The organism is Nonomuraea sp. NPDC050547 (assembly GCF_044457345.1).
Classification (GTDB): domain Bacteria; phylum Actinomycetota; class Actinomycetes; order Streptosporangiales; family Streptosporangiaceae; genus Nonomuraea.
On the sequence record NZ_JBITGW010000015.1, the window covers coordinates 244,436 to 256,335 of the forward strand.

The 11,900-nt window shown below is 72.1% G+C and carries 6 protein-coding genes; 2 read left to right on the forward strand and 4 right to left on the reverse strand.

Annotated elements, in window-relative coordinates:
- The first annotated feature begins 10 nt into the window (after positions 1-10).
- Positions 11-805, forward strand: a complete 795-nt coding sequence (locus tag ACIBHY_RS34310; RefSeq protein ID WP_397252669.1) for a thioesterase II family protein — start codon at positions 11-13, stop codon at positions 803-805.
- Positions 796-1,434, forward strand: a complete 639-nt coding sequence (locus ACIBHY_RS34315) for a 4'-phosphopantetheinyl transferase family protein (RefSeq protein WP_397308859.1) — start codon at positions 796-798, stop codon at positions 1,432-1,434. Before ACIBHY_RS34310 ends, ACIBHY_RS34315 begins: the two co-directional genes overlap by 10 nt.
- Here the strand turns inward: ACIBHY_RS34315 and ACIBHY_RS34320 are convergent.
- Genes ACIBHY_RS34320 through ACIBHY_RS34335 form a run of 4 tightly spaced genes read right to left on the reverse strand, consistent with a single transcriptional unit; the run spans position 1,397 to position 11,889 of the window.
- Positions 1,397-2,554 carry an acyl-CoA dehydrogenase family protein gene (locus tag ACIBHY_RS34320; RefSeq protein WP_397252667.1) on the reverse strand — a complete coding sequence of 386 codons (1,158 nt, stop codon included), beginning with the start codon at positions 2,552-2,554 and terminating at the stop codon, positions 1,397-1,399. The two genes, ACIBHY_RS34315 and ACIBHY_RS34320, sit on opposite strands and share 38 nt — an antisense overlap.
- Positions 2,541-6,401, reverse strand: a complete 3,861-nt coding sequence (locus ACIBHY_RS34325) for an SDR family NAD(P)-dependent oxidoreductase (protein ID WP_397308860.1) — start codon at positions 6,399-6,401, stop codon at positions 2,541-2,543. The genes ACIBHY_RS34320 and ACIBHY_RS34325 overlap by 14 nt, the downstream gene beginning before the upstream one ends.
- Positions 6,398-11,104: an SDR family NAD(P)-dependent oxidoreductase gene (locus ACIBHY_RS34330; protein WP_397308861.1), complete on the reverse strand. Its 4,707-nt coding sequence runs from the start codon at positions 11,102-11,104 to the stop codon at positions 6,398-6,400. The genes ACIBHY_RS34325 and ACIBHY_RS34330 overlap by 4 nt, the downstream gene beginning before the upstream one ends.
- A gap of 41 nt (positions 11,105-11,145) precedes the next feature.
- Positions 11,146-11,889 (reverse strand): ABC transporter permease, encoded by a 744-nt coding sequence (locus tag ACIBHY_RS34335; protein WP_397252664.1) that lies wholly within the window; start codon positions 11,887-11,889, stop codon positions 11,146-11,148.
- Positions 11,890-11,900 lie beyond the last annotated feature (11 nt).

An 11,900-nucleotide genomic window follows, 5' to 3' on the forward strand; every position in this document is an offset into this window, starting at 1 on the left:
GGCGCCCCCCATGACCGTCAACGACGTGATGAGCACGGACGCGCTCAACCGTTGGCTGCCCTTCCGCACGCAGACCGGCGCCGAACCCGGCGCGCTCCCGCTGTACTGCCTGCCCCACGCGGGCGGCGCGGCCTCGGCCTTCCGCCTCTGGCAGCGCAAGCTGCCGGGGGTGGCGGTCCAGCCGGTGCAGCCGCCCGGCCGGGAAGCCAGGCACAAGGAGCCGGCCTACGAGCGGATGGGGGCCCTGGTCTCCGATCTGGCGGATGTCGTCCTGGCCGACGTGGAGCTGAACGCCGCCGGGCGGCGCTATGCGCTCTACGGGCACAGCCTCGGCGCGCTCGTGGCGTTCGAGCTGGTCAGGGAGATCCGGCGGCGGGGCGGGCCGGAGCCGGTGCACCTGTTCGTCTCCGGCTGCGACGCGCCGCAGGTCACCTACGAGGACGGCCAGCCGGTACGCACGATGACCAGGCCGCAGCTGGTGTCGTTCCTGCGCGGGCTCGGCGGCACGCCGGAGTGGCTGCTCAGTGACGAGGGCGCCATGGCGATGATCCTGCCGGCCATCCAGGCCGACTTCACGATCAAGGAGACCTACACGTACGCGCAGGAGCCGCCCCTGGACCTGCCGATCACCGCGCTGCCGAGCACCAGGGACCCGCGCATCGCCGAGTCGAAGGTGATCGGCTGGCGGGACCAGACCGCGGCGGCGTTCGTGCTGCGGCCCTTCGACGGCGGCCACTTCGCCGTCTTCGAGCAGGCCATGCTCACGCACCGCATCCTCGCGGAGGCGCTGCGGCCGTGGGTGTGAAGGTGTGGAAGGTGCACCTCGACCGGCCGGGCATGCCCGGCTGGTCGGCCCTTTCCGAGGCCGAGTGCGAGCGGGCGCTGCGCTTCGCCGACCCCCTGGAGCGCCGCCGCTGGGTGGTGGCGCGCTCGACGCTCAAGCGGATCCTGGGCGAGCTGTGCGGCATCCCCGCCGCCCGGCTCGCCTTCAGCACGGAGGACGGCGGACGCCCCCGCCTCGACCACCGCGGCCTGGACTTCAATCTGTCGCATTCGGGGGAGTGGGCGCTGATCGCCGTCGCTCCCGAGGGCCGGCGGGTGGGCGTCGACGTCGAGCGCATCAGCTCCGACGCCGACATCCTGGATCTGGCCGCGCGCATGTACCAACCGGAGGAAGCCGAGCGCGTCCGCGCGGCGGGCGCGCCCGAGTTCTTCCGGCTGTGGACCGCCAAGGAGGCCTACATCAAGGCCACCGGCGTCGGCCTGGCCGGGCTGCGCGACACCCGGGTCACCCCGGCACACGAAGGGAGCGCGGCCCTGGTGGGCTCGCGCTCCCTTGACGGTGAGTGGCCGGTGCGGTGGCTGGACGTGGCGCCCGGCTACGCCGCGGCCCTCGTCACGACCGCTTCGACACCGGAACCACGTACCGGCTGAAGACCAGGTCGCGCAGGACGTCGTCGCCGCCCTCCACGATCGAGACGTAGCGCATGTCGCGCGTCAGCTTGCCGATGACCGACTCGTGCGTGTAGCCGAGCCCGCCGAACATCTCCGACGCCGCCGAGGCGATCTGCCAGCCGGTCTGGCCGCAGAACATCTTCGTGGTCAGCGCCTGCTTGAGCGTGCCGACGCGCAGGAACTCCTCGCCGGCGTCCGGCCTGGCCGCCACCTCGTCGTACGCCCGCGCCGCCGCCAGGCACTGGTTGGCCATGACCTCGATCTGCATCTCGAACTGGCCGAGCCGGGAGGCGAAGACCGCGTTGTTGGCCAGCGGGGCGCCCTTGACCTGCTTGGCCTTGCCGTACTCCATGCAGACGTCGCGGATGCGGCGGGCGATGCCCAGCGCCGTGGTGGCGATGAGGATACGGCTGGCGTTCAGGCCGATCTCCAGCAGGCGCAGGCCGTTGCCGCGCAGCACGTTGGCCGCGGGCACGCGGACGCCCGACAGGGAGACCTGGTAGGTGGCCGACGAGCGCAGGCCGATGACGTCCCAGCGCTTGTCGATCCTGACGCCGGGGGTCTCGCGCGGGACCAGGACGGCGAGGTAGCCCGCCGGGTCGTCCTGGGCGCGCGCGACCACGACGAGGAAGTTCGCGAAGCCGGTGTTGGTGGAGAACGCCTTCTCGCCGTCGAGCACGATCTGGTCGCCTTCGCGGCGGGCCGTGGTGGTGATCCTGGCCAGCTCGCTGCCGGCGGCGTGCTCGCTGCCCAGGGTCGCCGCGTAGCCGCCGTTGACCAGCGGCTTCAGGTGACGCTCCTTGAGTTCGGCGCTGCCGTACCAGGAGACCATGCTCGTCGTCAGGACCGGGATGAAGAGCGTGAAGGCCACCCCCGCGTCGGCGTAGGCCAGCTCGGCGGTGATCCGCACGCTCTCTTCCAGGCCGAGACCCAGCCCGCCGCTCTCCTCGGGCAGCCACCAGTTCGCCAGGCCGGTCTCCGCGAACCGCTCGTAGAGCGGCAGCGGAGCCTCGGCCAGCGAGTCGAGGTAGGCATCCTTGCCCAGGAGTTCGCGGCGGGCGAAGGCCTGTACCGTCCGCAGGTACTCAGGCTGCTTCATCCTCGTCCCTCGCGTCGAGGAGTGCGGCGAGCTGGCGGACCGTCGGGCACTCCAGCAGTCCCGTCACCGGGATCGAGGCGCTCACGGCCCGGCGGATGCGGGTCGTCAGCTCGATCGCCAGCAGCGAGTGGCCGCCGAGCTCGAAGAAGTTGTCCAGCGCGCCGATCGGCTCGATGCCGAGGACCCGTGACCAGATGTCGGCCAGCGTGGTCTCGGTGCCGGGGGCGGGCTCGACGTAGGCGTTGTTCAGCTCGGGCCGTGGGTGGCGCTCCTGCTCGTCGAAGTCGCCGTCGGTGTCGTGGATGTCGCCGGTCACCCACTGCGCGATCCGCGTCTCCAGCCAGCCCGTCGAGATGACGAAGTGCCCGGCGCGGTCGGCCGCGGACAGCGTGCGCTCGAAGACGTCCACGCCCTCGGCGGGCGCCATCGCGTAGCCGACCACGGCCTCGCTGTGGCCCTCGACCCGGTCGGGGTCGATCGCCCAGGTGTCCCAGTCGACGGTGACCCACCGGCCCTCGCCCGCCGTCCTGGCCTGCCTGACGTAGGCGTCCAGGGCGGCGTTGGCCGCCGCGTACGGCGCCAGCGTCATCCCGCCCAGCACCGAGGCGATGGACGACAGCGTGATCCGGCGCTCCGGGCATCGATCGCCCAGGACCTTCTGCAGCACGTGGAACCCGGTGACCTTGGCGGCCAGGTGGGCGTCGCACTGCTGGCGGTCCATGAGGTGGGCGAAGTTGAAGTACGCCCCGTCCTGCACCCCGGCGCCGTGGACCACGACGTCGATGGTGCCGAACCGGCCGACCGCCGCCTTGACCACGGCCGCCATCTGCTCCTCGTTCGCCACGTCCGCCGACAGCGGGAGCACCGTGGCGCCCCTCGCCTCCAGGTCGCGGATGTTGCGGATGTGCCGCGAGGTACGGTCCCCGTCGTGCCCTTCCAGGTAGGCGTCCCAGTCCTCGCGCGGCGGCAGCGGGGAGCGGGCGGTCAGCACGAGGCGGCAGCCGTACGTGCTGGCCAGGTGGCGGGAGAGCACCAGGCCCACGTCGCCGAGACCGCCGGTGATGAGGACGGTGTCGCCGTCGCGGATCGGGCGCGCCTCGCCCTCGGGCTCGGTGATGGGGTGCTGGTCGTAGGCGCGCACGAACGTCTCGCCGGCGCGCACGGCCATCGGCCCCTCGTAGGGGGCGACGGACGCGGTCAGGATCTGGGCGGCCAGCAGGTGCAGGCCGTCCTCGGCCACCTCGTCGGCGTCGATGTGCCGCGCGCGCAGCCGGGGGTTCTCCTGGGCCAGGCTCGGGGCGAGGGCCGCGAGCGTGGAGTGCTCGGGGTGGCGCAGGTCGGCGCCGGCCACGCCCACCGCCTGCGAGGTCAGCAGCACCAGCTCCGCGCGCGGGGCCGAGCCGGTGTTGTCCACCAGCTCCCTGGCCAGCGCGAGAACGGAGTAGAAGCCGCGGTTCTGCTCGGTGGTGAAGTGTTCGACGGGGTCGCCGTCCGCCTCGGGACTGGCGAGGCTGAAACCGTGCACGATGGCGCGCGGGCCGGCCACGAGGGAGTAGATCAGCTCGGCCACGTCGTCGGGCTTGTCCACCCGGATCGTGAAGTCGCCGGCGTCGTCCTGCTCGAAGCGCTCGCCTGGCCGTACCGCCGTCACCTCGGCGCCGGCCTGGTTCAGCCGCCCGACGAGCGCCTCGCCGCGCGCGTCGGCGGAGAACACCAGCCACGGCCCCGCCAGCCTGAGCTGCTCGTCCAGGTCGGTGGTGGACAGCGGACGCTGCTTCCACGTGGGCAGGTAGGTCCACTGGGAGCGGTCGAAGTTCTTGCCCTCGGCGACCGGCGCCTGCGCCTGGCCGGGCAGCGGCTTGACCCAGAACCTGCGCTTCTGGAAGGGATAGGTCGGCAGCAGCACGCGCCGCCCCTCGCCCTTGTGCAGCGCGGGCCAGTCGACGGTGACGCCGCCCTGCCACAGCCTGGCCAGCGCGGCCAGCACCCACTCGGCTGCCGACAGGTCGCCGTCGGGCTCGACCACGAGCTCCTCGACGCCGTTGGCCTGGTCCTTGCCGTCGCGCAGGGTCCGGATGCCGAGCGCGGTCAGGCTGTAGGCGAACGCGGTGAGCGCCGCCTCCCGGCCGCTCGCGTCGTCCTCACCCGCCGTCTCGTCCGGTACGGCCCGCAGCTTGGCGGCCGCCTCCCCGGTGGCCAGCTCGGTGGCGGCGGCGCGCAGGTCGGCCCACCAGCTGTCCGGGACCTCACCCGCGGGCCGGATCAGCTTGACCTTGGCGTGGCGGCGCTGCGTCTTGCCGTCGATCCAGCGCGACGGGTCGGACAGCGCGGCGATGGCGTCGGCGCGGTCGCGGACGACGACCGCCCGGCGCTTGGCGAAGCCGCCGCGCGAGACCTGGAGCGTGTAGGCCACGTCGGCCAGGTCCACGCCGTCCTCGTCCTCCAGGTAGCGGCGCAGCTGGGTGGTCACGTCCGTGAGGGCCTGGTCGTCGCCGCCCGAATACACCAGCAGGTGCGGGCCGGGACGCGCCGGCCGCTCCTCGCGGGGCGGCGCCTGCTCCAGGACGACGTGCGCGTTCGTGCCGCCGAGGCCGAACGAGCTGACGCCCGCCCGCCGCGGGTGCGGGCCCTCGGGCCAGGGCTGGTGCTCGGTCAGGACGGTGAACCGGTCCTGCGCCGAGGCCAGCGCCGGGTTGGGCGTCTGGTAGTTGGGGGTGCCGGGCAGCAGCTCGTTCTTCAGGTTCATGGCCGCCCGCATCAGGCCGGTCACGCCCGAGGCGCGGTCGAGGTGGCCCAGGCTCGGCTTGACCGAGCCCAGCACGCACGGCGTGTCACGGCCGGTGCGGAAGACGCGGTTCATGGCCGCCAGTTCGATCGAGTCGCCCAGCATGGTGCCGGTCGCGTGGCACTCGACGTAGCCGACCGTCTCGGGTTTGACCCCGGCCACGCCCAGCGCGGACTCGATCACCTCGGCCTGGCCCTCCACGCCCGGCGCGGTGTAGCCGGCCCGCATGCGGCCGTCGTTGTTGGCGGCCGAGCCCAGGATCACCGCGTGGATCACGTCGCCGTCGGCCAGCGCCTCCGACATGCGCTTGAGCGCGACCACGCCGGCGCCGCTGCCCATCACGGTGCCGCCCGCCTCGGCGTCGAAGCTGCGCACGATCCCGTCGGGCGACATGATGCCGCCCTGCTCGTACAGGTAGCCGGAGGGCTGGGGCAGCGGGGTGAAGGCGCCGCCGGCCAGCGCGATGTCGCACTCGTAGGTCAGCAGGCTCTGGCAGGCCAGGTGGACGGAGACCAGCGAGGTCGAGCAGAACGTCTGGACGGAGATCGCCGGGCCGCGCAGGCCCAGCTTGTAGGCGACCAGCGAGGCGAGGGAGTCGCGCTCGTTGCCGACCGCCATGAGCAGCGCCCCGCCGGGCTGGTAGATGAGGTGGTTGATGTTCTTGACGATGTAGTCGGGGAAGCCGCAGCCGCCGAACACGCCCACCTGTCCGGGTACGTCCGTCGGGCAGTAGCCGGCGCTCTCCAGCGCCTCCCACGAGCACTCCAGGAAGAGCCGGTGCTGCGGGTCCATGGACTCCGCCTCACGGGGGTTGATCCCGAAGACCGAGGCGTCGAACATCGCCAGGTTGTCCACCGGCCCGCCGACGCGGACGTAACGGGGGTCGGCCAGCGTGCCGGGCTCGGCGCCCGACTCCGTCAGCTCCTCCTCGGTGATCTTCCGCAGGCCCTTGACGCCGGCCAGCAGGTTGCTCCACAGCTCATCGACGTTGCTCGCCCCGGGGAACCGCCCGGACATCCCGATCAGCGCGATGGCTGAGTCATAGTCGGTGGTCTCCGTCATACGTTGTTCCTCCCACTCCTGAGCATGTTGCGGCGCTGCGCGATCCTGGAGCGCTGCTGGTCCCTGCCGTCGTCCTGCTCGTCGTCGTCACCGCTGTCCTGCGCGGTGGCGGCCTCGGCCAGGGAGGCCACCGTGGGCGCCTGGTAGAGGATGTGCGGCGGCAGGTACGACAGCTCCAGGGCCTTCCTGACGTCGGCGATGATCTCCATGCCGAGCAGCGAGTTGCCGCCGAGCTCGAAGAAGTTGTCATGGATGCCGACCTGCTCCAGGCCGAGCGCTTCCTCCCAAACCTCGACGATCTTGGTCTCGGTCTCGCTCTGCGGCTCGACGTAGGCCGTCGACAGGTCCGGCCGGGGGTGCCTGCCGAACGCGTCGCGGATCTTCTTCACCGTCGCCTGGTGGCTCTCGATGGACGAGCGGCGGCTCATCGCCACCAGCGGGGCGAACTCCTGCGTGGAGGCCACCACGTGCCGCTGGCCGCTGGCCAGCACCCGCTGCAGCGTCTTCCAGCCGTCGTCGAACGACAGGCCGAACTGGCCGCGGTACCACTCGAAGTACTGCTTGGAGCCCTCGTCGTAGTTCTCCAGGCCGTCGGTCCAGCCGTTCCACTCCCACTCGCACCAGTCGATCGAGGCCAGCGCCACGCCGGGCAGCGCGTCGCTGAAGGCGAAGGAGTCCAGGAACGCGTTGGCCGCGCAGTAGTCCACCTGGCCGGCGCCGCCGCCGGTCGCCGAGGTGGTCGAGGAGAACAGCGCCAGGAAGTCCACCGGCACGTCCTTCAGCGCCTCGGCCAGGGCCAGCGTCCCGGCCACCTTCGGGGCCAGCACGCGTTCCATGTCGGCGCCGGTCTTGAACTGCATCAGGCCCACCGCGGGCACACCGGCCGCGTGCAGCACGCCGTTCAGCTCGCCGAAGCGGTCCAGGGTCTCGCGTACGGCCCGCCGTACGTCGGCCGGCTTGGAGACGTCGGCGGCGACCGTGAGCACCTCGATGCCCGCCGACTGCAGGCGGCGCAGGCCCTCGATGCGCCGGCGCACCTCGTTCGCGGTGCTGTCGGCGGCCAGGATCTGGTTCCACTGGTCCTGCGGCGGCACCGGGGTGCGGCCGAGCAGGACGAGGCGGGCCCGGTAGTCCTCGGCCAGGCGCTCGGCCATGGCCAGGCCGATGCCGCCGAGACCGCCGGTCACCATGTAGACGCCGCCCTCGCGGACCGTCGCCGCGGGCGGGGCCGCCTCGATGTAGGCGGCGTCGAGCGCCTCGTAGTCGGGGATCCAGCGCCTGCCGCCGCGCAGCGCGACGACCTGGTCGGTCGGCTCGGTGAGCAGCTCGGACACGACCTCGCGGGCGCTGACCTCGTCGATGTCGATGAGGCGGGTCTTCACCCTCGGGTACTCGACCGGGATGAGCCGGGCGGGGCCGAGCAGGGTGCCGCGCTCCGGCGTCATGCGGTCGCCGGGCAGCACGTGGTGGCTGCCGCTGGTGACGATGTCCAGCCACCAGCCCGGCAGGCCCAGGTCGCCGGCGGCGCGGGCGAAGGCCACGATGCTGTACAGGCCGCGCTGCAGGCTGGTCTCGATCGGCTCGCTGCCGTGCTCGGCGTTCCACATGTGCACGATGCGTTCGGGCAGCCAGTCGCGGCCGTTGAGCTCGCGCAGCGCGGACACGGCGTCCTCGGGGGAGCCGGGCCGGACGGTCAGCACGTCGCCGTCGCTGGTGAAGCGGTCGCCGGGCCGTACCAGAACGATCTCGCGGCCCTCGGCGCGCAACCGCGCGGCGAGCGAGTCGGCGAGGCCGTCGTCGGTGTAGACGAGCCAGCGGGTGGCCTCGTCGGCGCGGGCGGGGCGGTGCGCGGTCTGCTTCCACACCGGCGTGTGGATCCACTCCGTGTCCGGCAGGCGCGGGAAGGCCTTGGCGATGCTCGTCGGGTCGCTCTCGTCGAACAGGGCCGCGCCGCTGCCGCCGCCCATCATGGGCGAGTTGAGGTCGATGTCGAGCCAGTAGTCCTGACGCTCGAACGGGTAGGTCGGTAGCGGTACGCGGCCCGGCCGCCAGCCCTCGTCGTCGTGGAGCACCTCCCAGTCGACCGGCACGCCGGTCAGCCAGAGGCGGCCCACCGCGGCGGCGACGGCGGCGTTGGCGTCCTGGCGGTCGCCGGCGGCGGGCAGCGTGGTGACGATCAGCGGCCACTGGTTGCGGTCACAGGCGGCGTGGCCGCGGGTCAGCGCGCCCAGCGACTGGCCGGGGCCGATCTCGGCGAGGGCCAGCTCGGGAACGCTCAGCACGTGCTCGAGACCGGCGCCGAACTCCACCGTCTCGCACATGTGGCGGGCCCAGTAGCCGGGGTCGGTGACGACCTCGGCGGTGGCGAGCTTGCCGGTGACGTTGCTGACGTAGGGGATCTCTGGGGCGTTGAGCGTGATGTTGTCGCTGATCCAGGTGGTGAGCTCGTCGGCGACGGGGGCCAGCATCCGGGAGTGGAAGGCGTGGGTGGTCTCCAGGCGCCGGTGGCCGATCTTGACCTCCAGCAGCTTCTCCATGGCCGACTCGACCGCCTCGACCGGTCCGGCCAGCACGACCTGCGAGCCGGTCCTGACGGCCACGTCCAGCTCGTCGGAGAACAGTGCGCCGAGAACCGTCTTCAGCCGGCGCTCGTCGGCGGCGACGGCGAGCATCGCGCCCTCGGGCTGCGAGGTGATCAGCTTGGCCCGGTAGGCGACCAGCTTCAGCGCGTCCTCCAGCGACAGCACGCCCGACAGGCACGCGGCCACGTACTCACCGAGGCTGTAGCCGACCATGACCTCGGGCCGCACGCCCCAGCGGATGAACTGACGGGCCAGCGCGTACTCGGCGACGAAGACGGCCGGCTGGACCAGGTGCGCCTCGGTGGCGGAGGCGGGCGCCGGCGCGGCGCGGCCCAGCAGCCTGGCCAGGTCGCCGGCGGTGTCCTCGTTCTCGCCCGAGGGGGTCACGAAGATGTCCGACAGCTGGCCGGGCTCGGTCAGGCCGAGCACCGTCAGGCACTCGTTGACGTCGGCGCGGTAGGCGGGCTCCTCGGCGTACAGGTCGGCGACCATGCCCGGGTACTGCTCGCCGACCCCGGCGATGAGGAACCCGGCCTTGCGGCCGACCGTCGCGTCGTTACGGCCCAGCGAACCGGCCGGGTCGGCCAGCCGGGAGGCGGCCTCGCCGGTCGAGTCGGCGATGACGATCTTGCGGTGGTTGAAGACGCGGCGGCCCAGCTGCAGCGTGTAGGCCACGTCGCCGAGGTCCACGTCGTTGTCGCGCAGCCGTTCCGCCAGCCTGGCGCAGGAGTTCTCCGCGGCGGCGGCCGACTTGGCCGAGACGGGCAGGATCTGCCAGCGGCGGGCGCGCTGCTTGCGCGGCGCGGGCACCGGCGCCTCGGTGAGGATGACGTGCGCGTTGGTCCCGCCCATGCCCAGCGAGCTGATGCCGGCGATGCGCTTGCGCTCGGCCGCGCGCGGCCACGGGGTGTTCTCCGCCGTCACGCGGAACGGGCTGTTGTCGAAGTCGATCTCCGGGTTGGGGGAGGTGTAGTGCAGCGTCCCCGGGATGAGCTCGTGGCGCAGCGACTGGATCACCTTGATCAGGCCGGTGACGCCGGAGGCGCGGTCGAGGTGGCCGACGTTCGGCTTGATCGAGCCGAGCACGCAGTACTGCTTCTTCTTCGTCTGGCCGAAGGCCCGCGTGAGCGCGGCGGCCTCCATCGGGTCGCCGACCTCGGTGGCGGTGCCGTGCGCCTCGACGTAGGAGACGTCGTTGGGGTCCACGCCCGCCCGCTTCAGAGCGGCGGACACGCAGCGGCGCTGGCCGTCGATGCTCGGGGCCAGGTAGCTGAACTTGATCGCGCCGTCGTTGTTGATCGCCGAGCCGCGGATCACCGCGAGCACGGTGTCGCGGTCGCGTACGGCGTCGTCCAGCCGCTTCAGCGCGACCACCGCCGCGCCGTCGCCGAACATGCTGCCGCGGCCCTGCGCGTCGAAGGTGCGCACGTGCCCGTCGGGCGACTCCTGGCCTCCCTCCTCCCACAGGTAGCCCATGCGGTCGGGGATGCGCACCGAGACGCCGCCGGCGATGGCCATGTCGCACTCGCCGCGGCGCAGGCTCTCGCCGGCCAGGTGGACGGCCACGAGGGAGGTCGAGCAGAACGTCTGCACCGACAGGCTCGGGCCGTTCAGGTCCAGGCGGAAGGAGACGTTCGTGGCCAGGGAGTCCTTGTCGTTGCCGATCATCAGGGCGGAGGTGTCGATGCCCATGTTGAACGCGCCGAGCCGGGTGAGGAGGTAGCCGCTGATGTTCATGCCGGCGAAGACGCCGACGCTGCCGCGGCCGTCGGTGGGGGCGTACCCGGCCGACTCCAGCACCTCCCAGACGCACTCCAGGAAGATGCGCTGCTGCGGGTCGGCCAGCGTCGCCTCGCGCGGGTTGTAGCCGAAGAACGCGGCGTCGAACCCCTTGATCCCCTCCAGGATCGGCCGGATGCGCACGTAGTTCGGCTGCTGGAACGTCGCGGGGCTGACGCCGGACTCGATCAGTTCCTCGTCGGTGAACGTCGTGAACGACTCGGCGCCCGAGCTGATGTTGCGCCAGAACGTCCCCACGTCGGAGGCCCCTGGGAACCGGCCGGCCATGCCGATGATCGCGACATCGGATTCGCCCGGTGAGTGGTGCTGGTCCATCAACATGCCCCTCTTCACGGAATTGGCTTGTGCTTCTGGTCGGGCCCTTACATCAACTTGCCGCGGCTCCAGCCGCGGGCCAGCCGCCGGGCGGCGAAGGTGCCGGCCAGCAGGCCGATCGCGAGCAGGACGGAGGCGGGCAGCAGCATCGCCGACTCGTTGCCGGCGACCGCGGCCTGCAGCATCGAGAGGGCCCAGTACCCGGGCGAGGCGTGACCGGCGATCTGCGCCCATTCCGGCATGATGCTGAGCGGCACCAGGGCGCCGCCGAGCGAGCTGAGCGTCAGCGCGCCCACGTCGGAGATCACGCTGAGCTCGCCGTGGCTGCGCACCAGCGTGGCCAGCGCGGCGCCGATCGCCAGCAGCGCGAAGGCCCAGATGAGGATGGCCAGCGCCACCCACCAGGGTTCGGCGGGCAGCGGCAGGCCGATGGCGATCACGCCGTAGATCACCAGGATGGTCTGCTGCAGGACCATGACCAGGAAGATCGGGAAGGTCTTGCCGACGAGCAGTTCGATCGCCGGCGCCCGGCTGACCCGCAGCCGGTCCCAGGTACGCCAGGTGCGCTCCGACAGGATGGAGTTGCCGGCCAGCCCGATCGCGAAGACCGAGAACATCACCATCAGGCCGGTGGCCACCTGGGTGGAGCCGGCGTCCAGCGCCCTGACGTACAGGGGCTTGAGCACCAGCATGAGCACCATCGGCATGGCGATGTAGCTGATGATCTGGCCGGGGTCGCGCAGGCGGACGATCCAGTTGTGCCGCGCGATGGCGGCGATCCGGTAGAACATGCCCCCCGCTC